The following is a 22,048-nucleotide window of genomic DNA, read 5'->3' as shown; positions in this document are numbered from 1 at the left end:
CTTTCGGGCGATCCCTGGGGGCCGATGACGTTTCGTGGCCGCCCTAGCATTGATTCGTGACCTCGTTCTCCGACCTCCCCGTTCGTGACGATCTCCGCGGCAAGTCGCCGTATGGAGCGCCCCAGGCGCCCGTGCCCGTCGCGCTCAACGTGAACGAGAACACGCATCCGATTCCCGACGACGTGGTGGCCGACGTACTCCAGGCCGTCGCAGCTGCGTTGAAGAGCGCCAACCGCTACCCGGACCGAGAGTTCTCCGAGTTGCGCGCTGCTCTTGCCGGCTACCTCGGGCACGGCCTTGATGCCTCGAGCGTGTGGGCGGCGAACGGCTCCAATGAGGTGCTCCAGCAGATCCTGCAGGCGTTCGGAGGCCCTGGGCGCACGGCGCTCGGCTTCTCGCCCACGTACTCCATGTATCCGCTGCTGGCCTCGGGCACTGGCACCGGATGGATCGCAGCGGATCGCGGAGCGGACTTCGTCGTCGCGCCCGACTTTGCAGCGGCAGCCGTGCGCGAACACCGGCCGGACGTCGTCATTCTGTGCGCGCCGAACAACCCGACGGGCACGCCGCTCGGTCTCGATGTCGTCGAGGCCGTGTACGACGCAACGCTGGGGATGGTGGTCGTCGATGAGGCGTACGCGGAGTTCATGCCCGAAGGGTCGCCGAGCGCCCTGACGCTGCTCCCCGGCCGTGAGCGATTGATCGTCTCCCGCACGATGAGCAAGGCTTTCGCCTTCGCCGGCGTTCGGCTCGGGTACCTGGCCGCCGACCCCGCAGTGACCGATGCGCTTCGCCTGGTGCGCCTGCCGTATCATCTCTCCGCGCTCACGCAGGCCGCGGCGGTGGCGGCGTTGCGCCACTCCGAAGAGATGCTGGCGACCGTTCACGACATCGTGCTGCAGCGCGATCGGATCGCATCGCGACTGACCGAGCTCGGCTACGCCGTGCACGACTCGGGCAGCAACTTCGTGCTGTTCGGCGGCGTGGAAGACCCGCACGCCACCTTCCTTGCGCTGCGGGAGAGGGGAATCCTCGTCCGCGATGTCGGGATCCCGCACCACCTCCGCGTGAGTGCAGGCACCGAGGCGGAGACCACCGTGTTCCTCGACGCGATGGCCGAACTGACCGCCTCGCGCTCGCCGCACGCGGCGCGACCCGTCGAACGCGCCCGTTAAGATCGATGGCATGAGCAGCCGCACCGCGAGCATCCGCCGCGAGACCAGCGAGTCGAGCATCGAGTTGTCGCTCGATCTCGACGGTACGGGCCGCAGCAGCATCGAAACGTCGGTGCCGTTCTACGACCACTTGCTCACGGCGTTCGCGAAGCACTCGCTGACCGACCTCACGGTTCGGGCGAACGGCGACATCGAGATCGACGTGCACCACACGGTGGAAGACGTGGGAATCGTGCTCGGGCAGGCGATCAAGGATGCCCTCGGCGACAAGTCAGGCATCTCGCGCTACGGCGATGCCACGGTTCCCCTCGACGAGGCGCTCGTGCAGGCCGTCGTGGACGTCTCCGGTCGCCCGTACCTCGTCCACACCGGGGAACCCGAGGGATTCGAGCACCACCTCATCGGCGGGCACTTCACCGGATCGATGGTTCGGCATGTCTTCGAGGCGATCGCCTTCAACGCGGCGCTCACGGTTCACGTTCGCGTGCTGAGTGGCAGGGATCCTCACCACATCGCCGAGGCCGAGTTCAAGGCGTTCGCGAGGGCATTCCGTCAGGCGAAGACGCTCGATCCGCTCGTGGAAGGCATCCCTTCCACCAAGGGTGCGCTATGAGCGAGGCTCCCGGGGGTGTGCCCTCCGTGGTGGTGCTCGACTATGGCTCGGGCAACGTGCATTCGGCCGCCAAGGCGCTGGAGGCCGTCGGTGCCCGCGTGACGCTCACGGCCGACCGGCAGACCGCGCTCGACGCCGACGGACTGGTGGTTCCGGGAGTCGGCGCGTTCAAGGCTGTCGTCGACCAGTTGAATGCCGTTCGCGGTGCTGAGCTCATCGATCGCCGGCTCGCCGGGGGCCGCCCCGTGCTGGGCATCTGCGTAGGCATGCAGGTTCTCTTCGAGCACGGCGTGGAGCACGGGCACGACGCAGCAGGACTCGGCGAGTGGCCGGGAACGGTCGAACGGCTACAGGCCGATGTGCTGCCGCACATGGGCTGGAACACGGTGGATGCCCCGCCAGACTCCGTGCTGTTCGACGGCGTGCGAGACGAGCGGTTCTACTTCGTGCACTCGTACGCCGCCCAGCGCTGGGAGCTGCAGTCCGGTGGCCCGTTCCCGCAAGCGAAGCTCACCTGGGCGGACTACGGCGGGCGCTTTCTCGCCGCAGTGGAGAACGGTCCGCTTGCGGCGACCCAGTTCCACCCCGAGAAGTCGGGCGAAGCGGGCATGCGCTTGCTGCGCAACTGGGTGAACAGCCTTCGGGCGCGCTCAGCGTAGCCGCGCGCACCCATCCTGGCGTGGTGCTGCAGTGCGACGACGCGCCCGAACCACGAAGTTGACTCTTATAACGAACCACCGAAGCACTCACCGAAAGAGCCGCCACAGATGAGCCCTATCACCGACACGCCAGAACTCGTTCTGCTCCCGGCAGTCGACGTCGCAGACGGCAAGGCTGTGCGCCTGACCCAGGGGGAGGCCGGCAGCGAGACGAGCTATGGCGACCCTGTCGACGCCGCGGCGGAATGGGCTGACCAGGGCGCTGAATGGATCCACCTGGTCGACCTCGACGCCGCGTTCGGCCGCGGAGACAACCGGGACGTGCTCAAAGCAGTCATGCGCTCGCGACGTGACGTGAAGATCGAGCTGTCCGGTGGCATCCGTGACGACGAGTCGCTCGAGCGCGCGCTGAACCTCGGCGCCAAGCGCGTCAACCTCGGAACAGCGGCGCTCGAGAACCCGCAGTGGGCGGCCGACGTCATCTCCCGCCACGGGGAAGCCGTCGCCGTAGGCCTCGACGTACGCGGTACGACGCTCGCCGCGCGCGGCTGGACGCGAGAGGGCGGCGACCTGTGGGAGGTCCTGGCGCGGCTGGAGGATGCCGGATGCGCGCGCTACGTCGTCACGGACGTCACGAAGGACGGCACTCTGCGCGGCCCGAACCTCGAATTGCTGCGCGAGGTGGCGCGTCGAACGGATCGCCCCGTCGTGGCATCCGGCGGCATCTCGAGCCTCGACGACATCGCAGCGTTGCGGGAGTTGGTGCCGCTCGGCGTTGAGGGCGCGATCGTCGGCAAGGCTTTGTACTCCGGTGCCTTCACCCTCGCTGAGGCGTTGGACATTGCCAGGCGCTGAGCCAGGCGACTCGCGCGGCGCGCATCGCTTCGGATCGAGCGACCGCGCGGATTCCGCCGGGTTCCCCTGGGAGGGAAGAAGGTTCGAACATGATGCGGACACGAGCGACGACGGCTCGGCCGATCCCGCGCTGCTGGCGGCGCTGACGGAGTTCTCGACCGGTTCGGACGATCAGGTCCCTGTGGTCGAGGCGGTGAGGGGCGCACGACTGCTCGTGCCGCTGCTCGCTCACGCCGGTGAGCTCGGCGAGACCCCGGATGGGCGCACTGTCGACAAGACGCAGGAGCTGTCGATCGCCACGGTCCGAGCACCTGACGGGCGAGCCGTGCTTCCTGCATTCTCGAGCGTGCAGACCATGTCCGCCTGGAACCCGCACGCGAGACCGGTTCCCGCCGTCGGACCGCGGATCGCGCTTGCCGCTGCCGGCGAGCAGACAGAACTCGTCGTCGTCGATCCCACCTCACCGACCGAGTTCGTGCTGCGTCGCCCTGTGCTGAAGGCTCTGGCGACGGGCGAACCATGGACGCCGCCATGGACGGATGAAGCGCTGCTGGCGGAATTCTCGTCGGCATGCGAAGCAGAGGAATCGGTGGCGGCCGTTGCGCTCGCGAACGGCGATCCCACCTGTCGTCTGCAGGGGCCGGAGGTCGAGGTGAGGCTCGCGCTCAAGACGGGACTGGATCAGGATGCGCTCGCGGGCGTCGTCCGGCGGCTCACCTCCGCGTGGGCCGCGTCGGAGACGATCGCGGAGCGGGTCGACTCCATGACCTTGCGCCTCGTCAGCACCTGAAGCCGATTCGCACTGGGCCGGTCATCACTGAGTCGGCCAGCACTGAGCCCGTCAGCACTGAGACCGTCAGCACCGAGCCCGTCAGCACTGAGGGGGGCAGTACCGGGCCCGTCAGCTCACCGGTCCGGTGTACTTCTCTCCCGGGCCGGCGCCTGGCGCATCCGGGATGGCGGATGTCTCGCGGAACGCCAGCTGCAGGCTGCGCAGGCCGTCGCGAAGGCTCCTCGCATGCTGATCGCCGATGTGCTGAGCGCTCGCCGTGACAAGGCCGGCCAGCGCGTCGATCAGTTTGCGTGCTTCGTCGAGGTCGGTCTGGGATGCCGGGTCATCCGCAAGTCCGCACTTCACGGCGGCGGCGCTCATCAGGTGCACGGCCGTGGTCGTGATCACCTCGACGGCGGGCACGTCCGCGATGTCTCGGGTGGCGTCGGCGATCGCCGCGGCTTCGGCGTCCAGCTCCGCGTCGGGCAGGGCTGCATCCGAAACGTCGTCTGAGAACCGGTGGGTGTGCTGATCGGACATGGTGCCTCCGCGGCAGGGGTGAAGGAGGGTGGGGACGGCCGATTCGGCGCGCGGCCAGGCGTCTGCTAGACTGTGTCGGGCTTTCGGAGCACCATGCCCTGAAAGCAAAAGTGGAGATTCTCCCACCCGCGATTGACCGTTTCACCAGGTTACCGGGTCGTTACGCACTCCGCCGAAGCGATGAAAATCGCCAAGGTTGACGAAAAGGGTGCGGGATGCGCGGCCGTGCGCGAGCACGGATCGAACGTGTGTGAGACCTCTGCTGATCATCTGCGGTACCGCCGCGGATGCCTACACAGCAACGTTCGATCAGAGGAGACACGCATCAGCGATCCCCGTACCAATGACCGTATCCGCGTGCCGGAGGTTCGCCTCGTCGGCCCGAGCGGAGAGCAGATCGGCGTCGTCAAAATCGACGTCGCCATTCGCCTCGCTCAGGAAGCCGACATGGACCTCGTCGAGGTGGCTCCGAACTCGAAGCCTCCCGTGGCCAAGATCATGGATTACGGCAAGTTCAAGTACGAGGCTGCGCAGAAGGCCAAAGAGGCCAGGCGCAACCAGGCGAACACCGTGCTGAAAGAGGTGCGGTTCCGCCTCAAGATCGACAAACACGACTACGAGACGAAGCGCAAGCGCGCTGAGGGCTTCCTCAAGTCCGGCGACAAGGTCAAAGCCATGATCCTGTTCCGCGGACGCGAGCAGTCCCGACCCGAGCAGGGTGTGCGCTTGCTGCAGCGGTTCGCCGAAGACGTGGCGGAGTTCGGTTCAGTCGAATCGACCCCGACCATCGACGGCCGCAACATGGTCATGGTGATCGGCCCTCTGAAGAACAAGTCCGAGGCCAAGGCCGAGGCAAATGCACAACGTGCCGCGAACCGCGCCCGCTCCCAGCAGCGACCGGACGAGCCGGCCACCGAGGCGGAAATCCCCTCCGCCACCGATGAGGAGAAATAATGCCCAAGCAGAAGACCCACTCAGGGGCCAAGAAGCGTTTCAAGCTCACCGGCAGCGGCAAGGTGATGAAGCAGCAGGCAGGAATGCGCCACCACCTGGAGTTGAAGACCAGCCGCCGCACACGTCGTCTGAACCAGGACCAGGTGCTCCCGGCTGTCGACGCCAAGGTCGCCAAGAAGCTCCTCGGCAAGTAAGCCGACACGACGCGAGAAGGAAACAAGAGCAATGGCAAGAGTGAAGAGGGCCGTCAACGCCCACAAGAAGCGTCGGGTCATCCTCGAGCGCGCCGAGGGTTACCGCGGTCAGCGGTCGCGCCTCTACCGAAAGGCCAAGGAGCAGGTCACCCACTCGCTGGTCTACAGCTACCGTGACCGCCGTGCCCGCAAGGGCGACTTCCGTCGCCTGTGGATCCAGCGCATCAACGCCGCGAGCCGCCAGAACGGCCTCACCTACAACCGCTTCATCCAGGGCCTCAGCCTGGCCGGCGTCGAGGTGGATCGTCGCATCCTGGCCGAGCTCGCAGTGAACGAGCCGGCCACGTTCGCCTCGCTCGTCGAGACCGCGAAGAAGGCGCTGCCGGCCGACACCTCGGCTCCGCACGCCGACGCGGCCTAGTCATAAGCAAGGAACGGCCCGCATCCTCTGGGTGCGGGCCGTTTCCGTATTTACGGGCATCGAAAGAGCGGCATCCGCTTCTTCTTCGACGGGGCGACGCACATGGCGCCCCTAGACTGAAGCCGTGCTCGACAACCCCCGATCCCCTCGGGTTCGTGCTGTGGCCAAACTGGCGAAGAAGTCCGCTCGCGCCGACACGGGAACCTTCCTGCTCGAGGGACCTCAGGCAGCGCGCGAAGCGCTCACCTGGCGCCCGGAACTCGTGGTCGAGCTGTTCGCCACCGAGCGTGCCTTCCGCAAGCACGACGACGTGGCCTCCCTCGCCTCGCGAACCGGTGCTCGCACCGAGCTGGTCACCGAGCAGGTTCTCGAATCGATGGCCGACACGGTCACCCCACAGGGGTTCGTCGCGGTCTGCCGGCAGTTCCCGGTCTCGCTCGACACGCTGTTCGAGGCGAAGCCGAAGCTGGTCGCGGTGCTGGAGGAGGTGCGGGATCCGGGGAACGCGGGCACGATCATCCGTGCCGCCGACTCTGCGGGCGCCGATGCCGTCGTCTTCTCGGGCCACACTGTGGACCTGTACAACCCGAAGGTGGTGCGCTCCACGACCGGGTCGTTGTTCCACCTGCCCATCGCCGTCGGCGCAACGATCGACGAGGTGCTGGCCCGCGCGCGGTCAAGCGGCCTGCACGTGATCGCCGCCGACATGTCGGGAGACGACCTGTTGGTGGCGCGAACGAGCGGGGAACTGGCCCTGCCGACGGCGTGGGTGTTCGGGAATGAGGCGCATGGGCTCTCCGAGGACGCCGTGGCACTCGTGGACCGAGTGATCACTGTGCCGATCTACGGGCATGCCGAGTCGATGAACCTGGCGACGGCGGCGTCCGTCTGCCTTTACGAGTCCGCGTTCGCGCAGCGCAGCTGACGCGGCGCCCGGCCGGTCGGCGGCCGCCGCTCCCGTAGACTTGCTCATCGTGCCAGAACCCATCCAGATCACCGAATCCGCGGTGCAATCGGCGGTCGACGCGGCCCTGGCCGCCGTGGATGCCGCCGCCGGTCTCGCGGAGTTGAAGGCGGCCCGCACCGCCCACGCCGGCGAGCACTCGACGCTCGCCAGGCTCAACGCAGGCCTGCGCGACGTTCCCGCCGACCAGAAGGCATCGCTGGGCAAGCTCGTCGGGCAAGCCCGCGGCCGCGTGAACCAGGCGTTCGCCGCGAAGGAGGTCGTTCTCGCTGAAGCCGAGAACGCCGAACGGCTGGCCGAGGAGGCCGTCGACGTGACCGAGGTGCCCCTGCCTGGGCGGGCGGGGGCGAGGCATCCGCTGTCGCTGCTGCAGGAGCGCATCGCCGACATCTTCGTAGGCATGGGGTGGGAGGTCGCCGAAGGGCCGGAACTCGAGAGCGAGTGGTTCAACTTCGACGCGTTGAACTTCGCACCGGACCACCCCGCACGAGCGCTGCAAGACACGTTCTTCGTCGAGCCGCCGGAGGCGCACCTCGTGCTTCGCACCCACACGTCGCCCGTGCAGGTACGCGCACTACTGGGTCGTGAGTTGCCGGTCTACGTCGTGGCACCCGGCCGCGTCTATCGCACGGACGAACTCGACTCGACGCACACCCCCGTGTTCAGCCAGGTGGAGGGCATCGCGGTCGACAAGGGGCTCACGATGGCCCACCTGCGTGGAACTCTCGAGCACTTCGCGCGCGCCATGTTCGGCGAGGAGGCCAGGATTCGCCTGCGCCCCAACTACTTCCCGTTCACGGAGCCCAGCGCCGAGATGGATGTATGGCATCCAGGAGCGAAGGGTGGCGCCCGGTGGATCGAGTGGGGCGGTTGCGGCATGGTGAACCGCAACGTGCTTCGCTCGGCAGGCATCGACCCGGATGTCTACACCGGCTTCGCCTTCGGCATGGGCATCGAGCGCACGCTGCAGTTCCGGAACGGGCTCAACGATATGCGCGACATGATCGAGGGCGACGTGCGCTTCTCGCAGCAGTTCGGAATGGTGGTGTGAGGTGAGGATCCCACTCAGCTGGCTCGCCGAGTACGTCGACGTGATCCCCGGCTCGACCCCGGAGGACGTGCACGCCGCGCTCGTCAAGATCGGACTCGAAGAGGAAGAAATCCACCGCTTCGACATCTCGGGGCCCGTCGTCGTTGGCGAGGTGCTGGACTTCGTCGAGGAGCCGCAGACCAACGGCAAGACCATCCGCTGGTGTCAGGTGCGCGTCGCACCGGACGGCGAACAGACTGCGGGCGTTTCGACGCAGCCTGGCGAAAGCGGGGGAGATGCAGTGCGCGGCATCGTGTGCGGCGCCCGCAACTTCTTCGTCGGCGACAAGGTAGTGGTGACACTGCCTGGGTCCGTCCTGCCCGGACCCTTCCCCATCGCGGCTCGCAAGACCTACGGTCACGTCTCCGACGGCATGATCGCCTCGGCACGCGAGCTCGGACTCGGCGACGAGCACAACGGCATCCTGCGCCTTGCGGAGCTCGGCATCGACGCGCCTGTGGGTACGGATGCCATCGCGCTGCTCGGTCTGAACGACGCGGCTGTGGAGGTCAACGTCACGCCCGACAGGGGATATGCGCTGTCCATCCGCGGCATCGCCCGCGAGTATGCGCACTCCACAGGTGCCGCGTTCCGCGACCCGGCCGCAGCGGTGGAGCCGGTCGACGGCACCGGATTCCGGGTGCAAATCGACGACCAGGCGCCCATCAGGGGTCGCGCCGGTGCGAGCGTCTTCATCACCCGAACCGTACGAGGCATCGATCCGGCCGCGCCGACGCCGGCCTGGATGATCGCGCGGCTCGTGCTCGCCGGCATCCGTTCGGTCTCGCTCATCGTCGACGTCACCAATTACGTGATGCTCGAGCTCGGGCAGCCGATCCACGCATACGATCTCACGAAGCTCACCGGCGGCATCACGGTGCGCCGTGCCAAGCAGGGGGAGAAGCTGGAGACGCTCGATGGACAGGCGCGCGTGCTCGATCCGGAAGATCTGCTCATCACCGACGACTCGGGTCCGATCGGCCTCGCGGGTGTGATGGGCGGTGCGAACACCGAGGTGGGCGACACGACCACGGACGTTCTGATCGAGGCCGCGAACTTCGACCCGGTGTCCATTGCACGCACCGCACGCAGGCACAAGCTTCCCAGCGAGGCGTCGCGTCGCTTCGAACGGGGGGTCGATCCCGAGGTCGCGCCGGCGGCGGCGGCGCGCGTCGTACAGCTGCTCGAGCAGCTCGGCGGCGGGCACGCGGACGAACTGGGCTCGGCGCATCGTGCCGACGCGTCGCGCACGCCCATCCTGCTCCCGCACGGGTACGTCGGCACCCTCGTGGGCGTCGAGTACAGCGACGACGAGGTGCGGTCGACGCTCGCCGAGATCGGCGGCACGATCGAGCAGACGGAGGCCGGACTCATCGTCACGCCCCCGAGCTGGCGCCCCGACCTCCTCGACGAGGCCGACCTGGCCGAAGAGGTGGCCCGCATCGTCGGGTACGACCGCATCCCCTCGGTGCTGCCTGTCGCTCCGCCAGGACGCGGTTTGACGCGAGCACAGCACCTGCGCAGGCAGGCCGCTACGGCGCTTGCCGCCTCCGGTCTCAGCGAGGTGCTCGTGTACCCGTTCGTCACGCAGGCACAGAACGACCTGTTCGGCTCGCCCCGCGACGAGGCCGTCCCGTCGGTGCGTCTTGCGAACGCACTGGATGCCTCAGTGCCGTTCCTGCGCACGTCGCTCCTGCCGGGCCTGATCGACACCGCGAAGCGCAACAGGTCCCGCGGACTCACGGACCTGGCCGTGTTCGAGATCGGCCTCGTCTTCCGCCCGCACGGCGCGGTCACGGGTACCGCGCAGCTGCCGCCGGGTGCCGCTCGGCCCGAGCCGGCGACCCTCGACGAGCTCGAGGCGGGCATACCTCGTCAGCCGCGCATGGTCGGGGCCGTCTTCACGGGCGAGTCCACCCCGAGACAGCCCGGCCTTGCCGCAGTGCAGGCAAGCATCGCGGACGCGCTCGTGGCCGTGCGCACGCTCGAGACCGCGCTCGGTGTGTCATTGACCGTTCGCCAAGGCGCCCACAAGGCACTGCACCCCGGTCGAACCGCAGAAGTGCTGCTCGACGGGGAGCCGGTCGGCTACGCGGGCGAGTTGCTCCCGAGCGTCGCAGAAGATGCCGATCTTCCGCGCGTCGTCGGCGTTCTCGAGCTCGACCTCGACAGGCTGCTCGCCGCTTCTGGGCGCACCATCGAGGTGGTGCCCATCTCCTCGTTCCCAGTGGCGACGCAAGACCTCTCACTCGTCGTGGACAGCGCGATCCCGGCGGGCGACGTGCTCGCGGTCGTCGTCGAGGGCGCTGGCGAGCTACTGGAGGATGCTCGGGTGGTCGACGACTATCGCGGTCCAGGCATCCCCGATGGCACCAAGAGCATCACGTTCACTCTGCGGTTCAGGGCGCAGGACAGAACGCTGACGGCGGCGGAGGCGAGCGACGCCAAACTCGCCGGAGCGCGGCTTGCCGGCGACAGGTTCGGCGCCGCCGTGAGGGAGTAGACCGTGCGATGGCAGGGATGTCGGTGCGCGACGCCCCGATTGGCGTCGCCGTGCAAACGGAGGCTAAGCTGACCGCCATGTCTCACGTTCGGCGCATCGCTCTCGCACAGGTCTTCTCGACCCGTGCCGTGCGCCGACGCCTGGGCGCGCGCCGAAGCTAGGCGACGCGCACGTGCCCGCGCTTTCGCGCGGACCAGCCGTGGGTGTCGCCGTGCCGACCATCGCCCATCGAATACCTAAGGTAGAGACATGTCCTATTCGGTTGCCGTCGCCGGCGCCTCGGGCTATGCGGGAGGCGAGCTCCTGCGACTTCTGGCCGATCATCCGTCGTTCGAGATCCGCACTGTGACAGCAGGCTCCAACGCTGGGTCGCCACTCATCGACCACCACCCGCACCTTCGCTCCCTCGCACACCTCACGCTGCAGGAGACGGATGCCACGACCCTCGCAGGTCACGACGTCGTGTTCCTCGCTCTGCCGCACGGGGCATCCGGTGCCATCAGTGCCCAGTTGGGCGACGACGTGCTCGTCGTCGACTGCGGCGCTGACCACAGACTCACCTCCGAGTCCGACTGGAACGCGTTCTACGGCGGCGACTACGCCGGCGCCTGGGCATACGGCGTGCCCGAGCTGCCGACGCCGGACGGTAAGCAGCGGGATGCCCTCGCCGGAGTGAACCGCATCGCCGCGCCCGGCTGCAACGCCAGTTCGGTCTCGCTGGCGATCGCGCCGGCGATCTCGGCGGGCATCGTCGAGGAGTCCGACATCGTCGCGGTGCTGGCCGTAGGCCCGAGCGGTGCTGGCAAGAACCTCAAGACCACCTATCTCGCGTCCGAGCTCCTGGGCAATGCGGTTGCATACGGCGTGGGCGGAACGCATCGGCACATCCCGGAGATCCTGCAGAACCTGCGCCTCGCGGGTGCGCAGAACCCGGCCATTTCGTTCACGCCGGTGCTCGTGCCGATGGCCAGGGGCATTCTGGCCACGGTCTCAGCGCCCCTGAAGCCGGGCATCTCCGTCGAGCAGGTGCGTGCCGCATGGAACGACGCCTACGCCGGCGAGCCGTTCGTGCAGGTCCTTCCCGCCGGCAAGTTCCCGCGCACCTCCGATGTGCTCGGCGCGAACACCGCGCTCATCGGTGTGGCAGTCGACGCTGCGGCCAACCGTGTGGTGGCCATCGTCGCCGTCGACAACCTCGTGAAGGGCACGGCGGGAGCCGCCATCCAGTGCGCGAATATCGCGCTCGGTCTGCCGGAGACAACCGGCCTCAGCGTGAACGGAGTGGCACCGTGAGCATCACGGCACCAGCAGGATTCGCCGCGACGGGTGTCTCGGCGGGGCTCAAGTCGAGCGGCGGACTCGACCTCGCGGTCGTGCACAATCTGGGCCCGCTGCAGAATGCCGCGGCCGTGTTCACCTCCAATCGCTGCAAGGCCAACCCTGTGCTGTGGAGCGAGCGTGCCGCCGCCGACGGAATCGTCTCGGCCATCGTGCTCAACTCGGGCGGAGCCAACTGCTACACGGGCGCCGAGGGATTCCAGACGGCGCACGCGACGGCCGAGGCGGCGGCTGAGCATCTCGGGGTGTCGGCGGCCGACGTGGTCATCTGCTCGACCGGGCTCATCGGCGACCAGCTGAACAGGCAGGCATTGACCGAGGGCGTCGCCAGAGCGGCGGCAGTCCTCGACGGCAACGAGGCGGGTGGGCTGGCAGCCGCGCAGGCGATCATGACCACCGATACGCATCCCAAGCAGGCCCACGTCGCGGGCGACGGCTGGTCCATCGGCGGCATGGCGAAAGGCGCCGGCATGCTCGCCCCCGGTCTGGCCACCATGCTCGTGGTCATAACGACGGATGCCGCGCTCGACTCCTCGACGCTCGACGCGTCGCTGCGTGCCGCCACCCGCGTCACGTTCGACCGGCTCGATTCGGACGGCTGCATGTCCACGAACGACACGGTCGTGCTGCTGGCCTCAGGTGCTTCGGGCGTGACACCGACGGGGGACGAGTTCACCTTGGCGCTCACCGACCTCTGCCAGGATCTCGCGCTGCAGCTTCAGGGCGATGCGGAGGGAGCGTCCCACGACATCGCCATCCACGTTGTTCATGCCGCCGACGACGACGATGCAGTGAAGGTCGGCAGGGCGGTAGCCCGCAGCAACCTGTTCAAGGCCGCCATCTTCGGCAAGGACCCCAACTGGGGTCGCGTGCTGGCCGCCGTGGGCACGACGGACGCCCGATTCGACCCGTACGGCATCGACGTCGCCATCAACGGCGTCCAGGTCTGCACGGCTGGTGAACCCGACCAGCCGCGCGAACTGGTCGATCTGAGCCCGAGGGCCACCTCCGTGCTCATCGACCTGCACTCCGGCGACGTCTCGGCCACGATCCTGACGAACGATCTCACGCACGACTACGTGCACGAGAACAGCGCCTACTCGAGTTAGGCGGCCGACATCATGACCGACCCAGCCAACACGGAGCCTCAGCCACTGCCGATCAACCGGGAGCACGGCGCGAAGGCCGGCGTGCTCATCGAGGCGCTGCCCTGGCTGAAGACGTTCAACGGCAAGACCATCGTCATCAAGTTCGGCGGCAACGCGATGATCGACGAGACGCTCGTTCGCGCCTTCGCCGACGACATCGCGTTCCTCCGGTACGCAGGCATCCACCCGGTGGTGGTGCACGGCGGGGGCCCGCAGATCTCCGCCATGCTCGACAGGCTCGGCATCGACAGTGAATTCCGCGGCGGCTACCGCGTCACAACGCCGGAGACCATGGAAGTCGTCCGCATGGTGTTGACCGGCCAGATCAGCCGGGACATCGTCGGCCACATCAACCGGCACGGCGCCCTGGCATCCGGAATCTCGGGTGAGGACGCACGGCTGTTCGAAGGCAGGGTCCGCAAGGCCCTGGTCGACAACCAACCCGTCGATCTCGGACTCGTCGGCGACATCGTCGGCGTGAACCCCGAAGGCGTGCTCGCGGAACTTCACGCAGGACGCATCCCGGTCGTCTCGTCCATCGCACTCGACGCAGACGTCCCGGGGCGCACGCTGAACATCAACGCGGATGCCGCCGCGTCCGCGCTCGCCGTCGCGCTGGGCGCCGCCAAACTGGTGATCCTCACCAATGTGCCCGGCCTGTACAGCGACTGGCCCGACCGGGACTCGCTCATCTCCACCATCTCCGCGGCCGAGCTACGCGAGCTGCTGCCGTCGCTCGACGCCGGGATGATTCCCAAGATGACCGCATGCCTGCATGCCGTCGAAGCCGGCGTGCCGAAGGCGGCTGTGATCGACGGACGAGACGAGCACTCTCTGCTCTTCGAACTCTTCACAACGAGCGGCAGCGGAACGGAGGTGACCGCGTGACGGACACATCGAGCATCGCCCCTGCACGGCAGAACTGGCACGAGCGGTTCGGAGACGTGATGATGGGATCGCTTGCCGTCCCCGCCGTCATGCTCGACCATGGCCGCGGCGCTTACGTGTGGGATGTCGACGGCAAGGAGTACCTGGACTTCCTCGCCGGTATCGCCGTGAACTCGCTCGGGCACGCCCATCCCGTGCTGGTGGATGCCATCTCCGAGCAGGCCGCCAAGCTCGTACACGTCTCCAACTACTTCGCCACCCCGCCGCAGGTGGCACTGGCAGAGCGCCTGCTGCGCATTACCGGTGCTGGCGACAGCGGACGGGTGTACTTCTGCAACTCGGGTACGGAGGCGAACGAGGCGGCATTCAAGCTGGCGCGGCTCAACACGGCGCACCCCAACTCGGGCAAGGCCCGCACGCGCATCCTGGCGCTGCACAACGGCTTCCACGGCAGGACGATGGGGTCGCTCGCCCTCACCGGCAAGCCCCACATGCGGGAGCCGTTCGAACCGATGATCCCCGGCGTCGAGCACATCGACACGACGATCGCGGCCCTCGAGCAGTCGATCGACGACACGGTGGCTGCGCTGTTCCTCGAGCCCATCAAGGGCGAGGCGGGCGTGATCGATCTTCCCGATGGATACCTCGCTGCGGCGCGCGAACTCACGCAACGGCACGGTGCACTGCTCATCATCGACGAGATCCAGACCGGTGTGGGCCGCACTGGCGAGTGGTTCGGGTTCCAGAACGCAGGCATCCTGCCCGATGCCATCACCGTCGCGAAGGGCATGGCGGGCGGAGTGCCGATCGGGGCGCTCGTCACGTTCGGTCGGGCATCCGACCTGTTCACCCGCGGCCAGCACGGGAGCACGTTCGGCGGCAACCCCCTGGCAACCGCAGTCGCCGGTGCGGTCCTGACCGAGATCGAGGATGCCGGGCTCCTCGACAACGCACGCGTGCGTGGCGCTCAACTCCGCCAGGCGCTCCACGCCATCGGGTCGCCCGTGATCGCCGAACTTCGCGGTGCCGGCTTGTTGATCGGCGTAGGTCTGTCCGAGCCCGTGGCCGACGAGCTGTCGGCAGCCGCACTCCGGCACGGCCTCATCATCAATGCCCCCAACGACTCGAGCATCCGGCTCGCTCCTCCGCTGACCATCGGCGACGACGAGGTCGCAGAATTCGACCGCCGCTTCCGTGCTGCGCTCGCCGAACTCGACCACAAGCCGCACGACCATCAGCAACAGGGAGCCTGACCAGTGACTCGCCATTTCCTGCGCGACGATGACCTCACCGCCGAAGAACAGGCGGAGATCCTCGATCTCGCCGTCAAGATGCGCGAGGACAGGTGGGGGAGCAAGCCGCTCGCGGGCCCCCAGACGGTCGCCGTGATCTTCGACAAGTCGTCGACGCGCACCCGCGTCTCCTTCGCAGTGGGCATTGCGGACCTCGGCGGTAGCCCGCTCATCATCAGCACCGCGAACAGTCAACTGGGCGGAAAGGAGACGCCGTCCGACACAGCTCGCGTGCTCGAGCGCATGGTTTCGGCGATCGTCTGGCGCACCTACGCGCAGTCCGGTCTCGAGGAGATGGCCGAGGGAACGACGGTGCCGGTCGTCAACGCACTGTCCGACGACTTCCACCCCTGCCAGCTCCTCGCCGACCTCCTGACCATCAGGGATGTCTTCGGCAGGCTCTCCGGCCTCACGGTCACGTTTCTGGGTGATGGCGCGAGCAACATGGCGCAGTCCTATCTCCTCGCTGGAGCGGTCGCTGGGATGAACGTGCGGGTCGCGTCGCCCGACGAGTTCGCCCCGCACGACGTCGTCGTCTCCGACGCGGATGCCATCGCCGCCACCACGGGCGGATCCGTCTCGCTCTACACCGATCCTTTCGAGGCCGCGGCGGGTGCCGACGTGGTCGTCACCGACACGTGGGTCTCGATGGGCAAGGAGGAGGAGAAGGCGCACCGCATCGCCGCAATGGCGAACTACAAGGTGACCCCTGAGCTGATGGGGCTCGCGCAGTCGAACGCCATCTTCCTGCACTGCCTTCCGGCCGACCGCGGATACGAGGTCGACCCGGAGGTGATCGACGGTCCGCAGAGCGCCATCTGGGACGAGGCCGAGAACCGTCTGCACGCGCAGAAGGCGCTGCTCACGTGGCTGCTGGAGAGGAACGCGGCATGATGCCCACGTCTAGAGCGACCGAGGTGGTGCATGCCTGACGAGCAGAACGGCAACCGCGCGGCAGAGGCCGGCGCTCTCTGGGGCGGCAGGTTCGCGGGCGGTCCGTCGCCCGAGCTGACGGAGCTGAGCCGCTCCACCCAGTTCGACTGGCGGCTGGCCGACTACGACATCGCAGGGTCCCTCGCGCACGCGAAGGCACTTGCCACGGCCGGGTACCTCACCCCGGACGAGCTCGCCGCCATGGCGGACGCGCTCGAGTCGCTGCTCGCCGACGTGCGCTCTGGCGGGTTCCTGCCGCAGGCATCCGACGAAGACGTGCACTCGGCGCTCGAACGCGGACTGGTTGAGCGCGCGGGCACAGAGCTGGGGGGAAAGCTGCGGGCGGGCCGCAGCCGCAACGACCAGATCGCCACGCTCGTGCGCCTCTATCTGCGCGACCATTCGGAGCGACTGGCGCGCCTCGTGCTCGACCTCATCGACGCCCTGGCGTCGCAGGCAGAAGCGAACGCCGACGCCATCATGCCAGGCAGAACGCACCTGCAGCACGCACAGCCCGTGCTGCTCGCCCACCACCTGCTCGCCCACTGCTGGCCGCTCGTGCGCGACCTCGAGCGCATCGTGGACTGGCTCCGCCGCTCGGATGCCTCACCGTACGGTTCGGGCGCGCTCGCCGGGAACACGCTCGGCCTGGACGCCGGACTCGTCGCCTCGGAACTCGGTTTCTCAGCAGTGGTGGAGAACTCGATCGACGGCACCGCGTCTCGGGACCTCGTCGCCGAGTTCGCGTACATCACCGCCCAGCTCGGCGTCGATCTCTCCCGGTTCGCTGAGGAGATCATCCTCTGGAACACGAGGGAGTTCGGTTTCGTCACGCTGAGCGACTCGTATTCGACCGGGTCGTCGATCATGCCGCAGAAGAAGAACCCGGACATCGCGGAGCTCGCTCGTGGCAAGGCCGGCAGGCTCATCGGCAACCTCAGCGGGCTACTGGCTACGCTCAAGGGGCTGCCCTTGGCATACAACCGGGACCTGCAGGAAGACAAGGAGCCGGTGTTCGACTCGGTCGACACGCTCGAGATCCTCCTTCCCGCCTTCACCGGGATGGTGGCGACACTTCGCTTCCACACCGACCGCATGCGCGCGCTCGCGCCGCAGGGCTATTCGCTTGCCACCGATGTCGCCGAATGGCTCGTGAAGCAGCACGTTCCATTCCGCGACGCCCACGAGATCACAGGACAACTCGTCTCCTACGCCGAGTCGAACGGCTTGGAACTCGATGAAGTCGACGACGATGCGCTCGCAGCGATCTCTCCGCACCTCACTCCGGCCGTTCGCGCGGTCCTGTCGCTCGACGGGTCGGTCGCATCTCGCAACGGGATCGGGGGAACGGCCTCCGACCGCGTGGCCGAACAGCGGGCGCACCTGACGGAGCGCGTGCGGGTACTCTCCAGTGCGCTCTTCCCAGGGGGTGCGGTGTGACCATGCGAGGAAGGCGGCGCGCGACAACCGTGATCGCGGTGATTGCGGCAGCCGTCGTCATCTTCGCGATCGTCGCGACGCTCGTCATCGGCGGGCGACTGTTCTGACGCATGCCCACCGCATTCAGAGGCGGAGTGTGACGTGCACGTTCCGCGCAGATCGTTCTTCGAGCGCAGCTCCCTGGAGGTGGCGCCAGAGTTGCTCGGCGCCCACCTGACACACGAGACACCGGAGGGCTCTGTCACGCTCCGCATCACCGAGGTCGAGGCCTACCTCGGCGACGGCACCGACCCGGGTTCGCATGCCTTCCGCGGCAAGACCGCGCGGAACGCGGTGATGTTCGGACCGCCTGGGCACCTCTACGCCTACTTCACGTACGGCATGCACACGTGCGCGAACCTGGTCTGCTCACCGGAGGGTGATGCTTCCGGGGTACTGCTGCGGGGAGCCGAGGTCGTGAGCGGCGAGGAACTCGCGTTGAACAGGCGAGCGAGCGGACGACGGGGGAGCGCGGTTCCTCACCGCGACCTGGCACGGGGGCCGGCGAGGCTAGCGGTGGCTGCCGGCATCCGTCTCGATGAGAACGGTTCGGATGTCTTCCAACCGCCGTTCGCGATCGAGGTCTCCGACGAACCTGTGACGCCGTTCGCGACCGGTCCCCGCACGGGCATCAGCGGACCGGGAGGTGACGAGTCTCTCTATCCGTGGCGGTTCTGGATCCCAGGCGACGCGACGGTCTCGCCGTACAAGCGGCATCCGAGGGCCGTGACATCCGTTGATCAGGCGGTGCCTCCCAGGTCCTCGAGCAGAAGCCGCCGTCCCTGACCGCGCTGAGGCCGGAGCGCGCCGGCTCACATCCCGATTGCGAACCGGAACAATGCACCGCAGGCGGCGGCCCACACCAGGCTCACGAGCGTTCCGATGATGAACCGTTCGCGCACCTCGGCGACATCGAGTTCGGTGAATCGTCCGACGCTCTTGATGGCGACGATGACTGCGATGGCTTCGGGGAAGCCGGCCATGATCGTCGCCGTCGCCGCGACGCGTTCGAAGACGCCGATGACGGTCCCGCCCCGCAGCACCTCGCCTTGCACGATCTCGCCGTCGGGCTCCCGCACCGCTCGCTCGACCACGATTCCCCCGTGATGCCCTTCGCGCACGCTGCCCTTCGACGCCACGGCGAGCACGAAGAGCACGGCGGGGCCTCCGCCGAGCACGCTGAGCGCGAGCACGGAGAGGCCGAGCACGACACTGACCAACGCCGAGGGGTGTGCGTGCTGCGGGACGGTCGCGACGAGCCCCACCACGACGGTTGCACCGGCTCCGATGACCAACCAGCGCCGAGGGATGCGGAGTGTGACCGCGGAGGCGGCGATCCCCAACCCGATGACGATGAGGACGAGGCTCCAGTAGATGAAGGTGAAGGCCGGATACAGCAGGGGAAGGGCCATCTATTGCTCTCCTTCGGCTTCGGCGCAGCGGCGGTCCAAGTCCTGCAACAGCCTACCGATCGCGGGGACGGCGGCGGCCTCCTGATGGATGCCCGCTGCTCTCGCTCGCGAGCTCACCGCCGGCTCGCTGATTCCCAGCCGGGCGGCCGAGTCACGCTGGGTGAGGCCCTGCTGCATCAGGTCGTACAGTTCCCACCCCGCCGCACTGCGCCGTGACCGGATGACGAGGAGAAGGTCGATGAGAGCCTCGAGATCGGATGCCCGCGCCGTTTCAGCGTCGACCCCGCTGCGTAGAGCGAACCGGGTTCCGCGCTTCTTCGCCGCCGCCACCGCGTCTCGTGCCGCGAAGAACGCGGGCCCTGTCGCGGCGCGCGCACTGTCGGGAAGCGGTTGACGTACGCTGCCGCACCCTACGCCGATGCTCCACTCTTCGGTTCGCTGGAGCACGAGCGCGATGCCCATTGCGGTGTCCGCGTTGGCCGTGAGGGCTTGGACCTCGTCGCCTGCGTTCCGATCGACGGGGACGGCAAGGCCGTCGGCGAACCGCTTCTGCAGATCGCGCCTCGTGATTTCCACGACATCGGGCCGGTTACGGCTGTCGACCTGGTCTGCTGTGATGACGAACATGCCGACTCCCGCCGCAGTTGGATAAGGCCCCAAGCCTAACTCAACCCGACTTAAGCCTCAAGCATTCAGACCGCCTGATATAAGCCGAGAGGCATTGCTACTGTTGTCGCGTGCCAGCCGACGCCCTTTCCACCCAGAGCAATGACCCGAGTTTCGACGACATCTGGGACGAGCTCGTCTGGCGCGGCCACGTGCACGTTTCGACCGATCCCGAGGCGATCCGAGGAGCGCTGAACGCCGGTCCGATCACCTACTACTGCGGGTTCGACCCGACCGCGGCGAGCCTGCACCTGGGCAACCTCGTTCAGCTCATCGTCATGCGCCGGCTTCAACTCGCCGGTCACAAGCCACTCGGCCTCGTGGGGGGCTCGACGGGTCTCATCGGCGACCCGCGCCCGACGGCCGAGCGCACGCTGAACACCAAGGAGACCGTCGCCGATTGGGTCGCTCGCCTGCAGCAACAGGTCTCCCGGTTCCTCAGCGACGAGGGCGAGAACGCCGTTCGTCTCGTCAACAACCTGGACTGGACCGCGCAGCTGTCCGCCATCGACTTCCTGCGCGATGTCGGCAAGCACTACCGCGTGGGGACCATGCTCAAGAAGGATGCCGTCGCCGCACGACTGAATTCCGACGCGGGCATCAGCTACACCGAGTTCAGCTACCAGATCCTTCAGGGCTACGACTACCTCGAGCTCTACCGGCAGTACGGCTGCGTGCTGCAGACGGGTGGAAGCGACCAGTGGGGCAACCTCACGAGCGGGACCGACCTCATCCACCGCGTGGAGGGCGAGAGCGTGCACGCGATCGGTACGCCGCTGGTGACGAATAGCGACGGAACCAAGTTCGGCAAGAGCGAAGGCAACGCCGTTTGGCTCGATCCGACCATGACGAGCCCATACGCCTTCTACCAGTTCTGGCTCAACGCGCTAGATGCCGACGTCATCGACCGGATCAAGGTCTTCACATTCCTCCCTCGCGCCGAGATCGAACGCCTTGAACGGGCCGTGGCCGACGAGCCGTACAAGCGGGAGGCGCAACGCACGCTCGCCCGCGAGGTGACGACGCTTGTGCACGGCCAGGCTGCAACCCAGGCGGTGATCGCCGCGGCGGAGGCGTTGTTCGGCAACGGCGATCTCGAGACTACGGATGCCGCCACTCTCGAGGCCGCGCTCCGAGAGCTCCCCAACACGACGACGGCGCCGAACGCGCCGATAGCCCAGTTGCTGGTCGACACCGGCCTCACCTCCAGTCTCTCCGAGGCGCGCAGGGCCATCGTCCAGGGTGGCGTGTACGTCAACAACGCCAAAGTCGACGACGGCGCCGCGACGATCGCCGGCAACGTTCTTCCCTCCGGTGTGGCAGTGCTGCGCAGAGGCAAGAAGACCCTGGCCGGCGTCTTCGTCGAGTGACCGCGCGCGGCAAAGGATGCCCCGACACGCCCGGTCTACGCCGGCGATTTGCACCCCCTGCCGACCGCCACGTAGAGTAACTCTTCGTCACCCCAAAGGTGCGGAAAGCTCGTAGAGCTTCCGGCCTCAAGCGGGACTGATCCACAGCCGAAGAGCTACTCCTGTTGCAGGAGAGAACCACTGGCTTGTAGGATGGAAAACCCACTCCGAGAAACGGTCTTAGACCGATTCCCACCCGCTCAGCCTCAGCATGTCTGACATGCGAACCGGCCAGGCAGTGTGCGACTTGACAAAGTCGGCGCGAGTGGTAAGGTAGAGAAGTTGCCCCGGGGGCAGGTCGAGAGGCTGAAACCGGGAGTGTCCGATCCTTGAGAACTCAACAGCGTGCACAATGTCAAATGCCAAATAACCTCGGCATCAACTTTTTTGGTTGGTGTAGGGATTCCTTTGGATTAGAACAGATTGTCAGTAGACATTCGAAACTAGTCAAGACAAACTCGCGCAGGGTCGACCTTTGGGTTGGTTTTGTGTGTTTGTGTTTCCACGGGCTTTAGGGTTTGTGGGTTTAAAACATTTACGGAGAGTTTGATCCTGGCTCAGGACGAACGCTGGCGGCGTGCTTAACACATGCAAGTCGAACGATGATCCTGGGTGCTTGCACCTGGGGGATTAGTGGCGAACGGGTGAGTAACACGTGAGCAATCTGCCCCGGACTCTGGGATAAGCGCTGGAAACGGCGTCTAATACTGGATATGACGCGCGAAGGCATCTTCTGCGTGTGG

General features: G+C 67.2%; 22 protein-coding genes and 1 rRNA gene. 20 read left to right on the top strand and 3 right to left on the bottom strand.

From position 1 onward, the window contains the following. The first annotated feature begins 56 nt into the window (after nucleotides 1-56). The 5 genes from ACO2Q7_RS15085 to ACO2Q7_RS15065 all read left to right on the top strand — a co-directional run bounded on the left by ACO2Q7_RS15085 (nucleotide 57) and on the right by ACO2Q7_RS15065 (nucleotide 4,092). A complete protein-coding gene (locus ACO2Q7_RS15085; RefSeq protein WP_423356537.1) occupies nucleotides 57-1,175 on the top strand; it encodes a histidinol-phosphate transaminase in 1,119 nt (372 codons plus the stop codon). Between the two features lie 10 nt (nucleotides 1,176-1,185). Next, entirely contained in the window at nucleotides 1,186-1,788 is a 603-nt protein-coding gene (hisB, locus tag ACO2Q7_RS15080) for an imidazoleglycerol-phosphate dehydratase HisB (protein WP_423356536.1), read from the top strand. After that, entirely contained in the window at nucleotides 1,785-2,447 is a 663-nt protein-coding gene (gene hisH, locus ACO2Q7_RS15075; protein WP_423356535.1) for an imidazole glycerol phosphate synthase subunit HisH, read from the top strand. The genes hisB and hisH overlap by 4 nt, the downstream gene beginning before the upstream one ends. Before the next feature lie 108 nt (nucleotides 2,448-2,555). After that, complete coding sequence (priA, locus tag ACO2Q7_RS15070; RefSeq protein WP_423356534.1) at nucleotides 2,556-3,302, top strand: bifunctional 1-(5-phosphoribosyl)-5-((5-phosphoribosylamino)methylideneamino)imidazole-4-carboxamide isomerase/phosphoribosylanthranilate isomerase PriA; 747 nt, start codon at nucleotides 2,556-2,558, stop codon at nucleotides 3,300-3,302. Beyond that, nucleotides 3,289-4,092: an SseB family protein gene (locus ACO2Q7_RS15065; RefSeq protein WP_423356533.1), complete on the top strand. Its 804-nt coding sequence runs from the start codon at nucleotides 3,289-3,291 to the stop codon at nucleotides 4,090-4,092. The genes priA and ACO2Q7_RS15065 overlap by 14 nt, the downstream gene beginning before the upstream one ends. Nucleotides 4,093-4,203: 111 nt before the next feature. Here the strand turns inward: ACO2Q7_RS15065 and ACO2Q7_RS15060 are convergent, their stop codons facing one another. Beyond that, a complete protein-coding gene (locus ACO2Q7_RS15060) occupies nucleotides 4,204-4,614 on the bottom strand; it encodes a DUF1844 domain-containing protein (protein ID WP_423356532.1) in 411 nt (136 codons plus the stop codon). Between the two features lie 324 nt (nucleotides 4,615-4,938). Here ACO2Q7_RS15060 and infC point away from each other — a divergent pair, with 324 nt between their 5' ends. The 13 genes from infC (at nucleotide 4,939) to ACO2Q7_RS14995 (ending at nucleotide 18,604) form a co-directional block, all read left to right on the top strand. Further along, complete coding sequence (gene infC / locus ACO2Q7_RS15055) at nucleotides 4,939-5,568, top strand: translation initiation factor IF-3 (protein WP_423356910.1); 630 nt, start codon at nucleotides 4,939-4,941, stop codon at nucleotides 5,566-5,568. Continuing rightward, nucleotides 5,568-5,762: a 50S ribosomal protein L35 gene (gene rpmI, locus ACO2Q7_RS15050; protein WP_423356531.1), complete on the top strand. Its 195-nt coding sequence runs from the start codon at nucleotides 5,568-5,570 to the stop codon at nucleotides 5,760-5,762. The genes infC and rpmI overlap by 1 nt, the downstream gene beginning before the upstream one ends. 31 nt (nucleotides 5,763-5,793) lie before the next feature. Next, the gene (gene rplT, locus ACO2Q7_RS15045; protein ID WP_423356530.1) at nucleotides 5,794-6,183 is read left to right on the top strand and encodes a 50S ribosomal protein L20; all 390 of its coding nucleotides are present in this window, start codon (nucleotides 5,794-5,796) and stop codon (nucleotides 6,181-6,183) included. A gap of 124 nt (nucleotides 6,184-6,307) precedes the next feature. Then, on the top strand, nucleotides 6,308-7,108 hold the full coding sequence (locus ACO2Q7_RS15040) for a TrmH family RNA methyltransferase (RefSeq protein WP_423356529.1): 801 nt from the start codon (nucleotides 6,308-6,310) through the stop codon (nucleotides 7,106-7,108). A 49-nt stretch (nucleotides 7,109-7,157) separates the two neighbouring features. Continuing rightward, nucleotides 7,158-8,198, top strand: a complete 1,041-nt coding sequence (gene pheS / locus ACO2Q7_RS15035; protein WP_423356528.1) for a phenylalanine--tRNA ligase subunit alpha — start codon at nucleotides 7,158-7,160, stop codon at nucleotides 8,196-8,198. Nucleotide 8,199: 1 nt separating this feature from the next. Beyond that, nucleotides 8,200-10,740, top strand: a complete 2,541-nt coding sequence (gene pheT, locus ACO2Q7_RS15030; protein ID WP_423356527.1) for a phenylalanine--tRNA ligase subunit beta — start codon at nucleotides 8,200-8,202, stop codon at nucleotides 10,738-10,740. Between the two features lie 249 nt (nucleotides 10,741-10,989). After that, nucleotides 10,990-12,033: an N-acetyl-gamma-glutamyl-phosphate reductase gene (gene argC, locus ACO2Q7_RS15025; protein ID WP_423356526.1), complete on the top strand. Its 1,044-nt coding sequence runs from the start codon at nucleotides 10,990-10,992 to the stop codon at nucleotides 12,031-12,033. Next, on the top strand, nucleotides 12,030-13,187 hold the full coding sequence (argJ, locus tag ACO2Q7_RS15020; RefSeq protein ID WP_423356525.1) for a bifunctional glutamate N-acetyltransferase/amino-acid acetyltransferase ArgJ: 1,158 nt from the start codon (nucleotides 12,030-12,032) through the stop codon (nucleotides 13,185-13,187). Before argC ends, argJ begins: the two co-directional genes overlap by 4 nt. A 12-nt stretch (nucleotides 13,188-13,199) precedes the next feature. Continuing rightward, nucleotides 13,200-14,114, top strand: a complete 915-nt coding sequence (gene argB, locus ACO2Q7_RS15015) for an acetylglutamate kinase (protein WP_423356524.1) — start codon at nucleotides 13,200-13,202, stop codon at nucleotides 14,112-14,114. After that, nucleotides 14,111-15,367, top strand: a complete 1,257-nt coding sequence (locus ACO2Q7_RS15010) for an acetylornithine transaminase (protein WP_423356523.1) — start codon at nucleotides 14,111-14,113, stop codon at nucleotides 15,365-15,367. Before argB ends, ACO2Q7_RS15010 begins: the two co-directional genes overlap by 4 nt. Nucleotides 15,368-15,370: 3 nt before the next feature. Beyond that, the gene (gene argF, locus ACO2Q7_RS15005; RefSeq protein WP_423356522.1) at nucleotides 15,371-16,300 is read left to right on the top strand and encodes an ornithine carbamoyltransferase; all 930 of its coding nucleotides are present in this window, start codon (nucleotides 15,371-15,373) and stop codon (nucleotides 16,298-16,300) included. A 30-nt stretch (nucleotides 16,301-16,330) separates the two neighbouring features. Then, on the top strand, nucleotides 16,331-17,779 hold the full coding sequence (gene argH, locus ACO2Q7_RS15000) for an argininosuccinate lyase (RefSeq protein ID WP_423356521.1): 1,449 nt from the start codon (nucleotides 16,331-16,333) through the stop codon (nucleotides 17,777-17,779). Between the two features lie 141 nt (nucleotides 17,780-17,920). After that, nucleotides 17,921-18,604, top strand: coding sequence for a DNA-3-methyladenine glycosylase (locus tag ACO2Q7_RS14995; protein WP_423356520.1), 684 nt, complete (start codon nucleotides 17,921-17,923; stop codon nucleotides 18,602-18,604). A 26-nt stretch (nucleotides 18,605-18,630) separates the two neighbouring features. On the opposite strand, the gene ACO2Q7_RS14990 is transcribed toward ACO2Q7_RS14995, so the two are convergent. Beyond that, nucleotides 18,631-19,230 carry a hypothetical protein gene (locus tag ACO2Q7_RS14990; protein ID WP_423356519.1) on the bottom strand — a complete coding sequence of 200 codons (600 nt, stop codon included), beginning with the start codon at nucleotides 19,228-19,230 and terminating at the stop codon, nucleotides 18,631-18,633. After that, complete coding sequence (locus ACO2Q7_RS14985; protein ID WP_423356518.1) at nucleotides 19,231-19,857, bottom strand: DNA-binding protein; 627 nt, start codon at nucleotides 19,855-19,857, stop codon at nucleotides 19,231-19,233. Between the two features lie 110 nt (nucleotides 19,858-19,967). On the opposite strand from ACO2Q7_RS14985, the gene tyrS reads away from it, so the two are divergent. Continuing rightward, nucleotides 19,968-21,266 carry a tyrosine--tRNA ligase gene (gene tyrS, locus ACO2Q7_RS14980; protein WP_423356517.1) on the top strand — a complete coding sequence of 433 codons (1,299 nt, stop codon included), beginning with the start codon at nucleotides 19,968-19,970 and terminating at the stop codon, nucleotides 21,264-21,266. A 573-nt stretch (nucleotides 21,267-21,839) separates the two neighbouring features. Next, a 16S ribosomal RNA gene (locus tag ACO2Q7_RS14975) occupies nucleotides 21,840-22,048 on the top strand; the annotation flags it as partial.

The sequence above is a fragment of the Rathayibacter sp. KR2-224 genome, from assembly GCF_049446075.1.
GTDB lineage: Bacteria > Actinomycetota > Actinomycetes > Actinomycetales > Microbacteriaceae > Humibacter.
The sequence above is the reverse complement of the archived record's forward strand: the minus strand, read 5'-3'. Positions and strand labels throughout refer to the sequence as shown.

Excerpts from the sequence above, each read along its gene's own strand:
- hisB (WP_423356536.1), top strand. The coding sequence starts at position 1,186 with ATGAGCAGCCGCACCGCGAGCATCCGCCGCGAGACCAGCGAGTCGAGC.
- hisH (WP_423356535.1), top strand. The coding sequence starts at position 1,785 with ATGAGCGAGGCTCCCGGGGGTGTGCCCTCCGTGGTGGTGCTCGACTAT.
- priA (WP_423356534.1), top strand. The coding sequence starts at position 2,556 with ATGAGCCCTATCACCGACACGCCAGAACTCGTTCTGCTCCCGGCAGTC.
- ACO2Q7_RS15060 (WP_423356532.1), bottom strand. The coding sequence starts at position 4,614 with ATGTCCGATCAGCACACCCACCGGTTCTCAGACGACGTTTCGGATGCA.
- rpmI (WP_423356531.1), top strand. The coding sequence starts at position 5,568 with ATGCCCAAGCAGAAGACCCACTCAGGGGCCAAGAAGCGTTTCAAGCTC.
- rplT (WP_423356530.1), top strand. The coding sequence starts at position 5,794 with ATGGCAAGAGTGAAGAGGGCCGTCAACGCCCACAAGAAGCGTCGGGTC.
- argC (WP_423356526.1), top strand. The coding sequence starts at position 10,990 with ATGTCCTATTCGGTTGCCGTCGCCGGCGCCTCGGGCTATGCGGGAGGC.
- argB (WP_423356524.1), top strand. The coding sequence starts at position 13,200 with ATGACCGACCCAGCCAACACGGAGCCTCAGCCACTGCCGATCAACCGG.
- argH (WP_423356521.1), top strand. The coding sequence starts at position 16,331 with ATGCCTGACGAGCAGAACGGCAACCGCGCGGCAGAGGCCGGCGCTCTC.
- ACO2Q7_RS14990 (WP_423356519.1), bottom strand. The coding sequence starts at position 19,230 with ATGGCCCTTCCCCTGCTGTATCCGGCCTTCACCTTCATCTACTGGAGC.
- ACO2Q7_RS14985 (WP_423356518.1), bottom strand. The coding sequence starts at position 19,857 with ATGTTCGTCATCACAGCAGACCAGGTCGACAGCCGTAACCGGCCCGAT.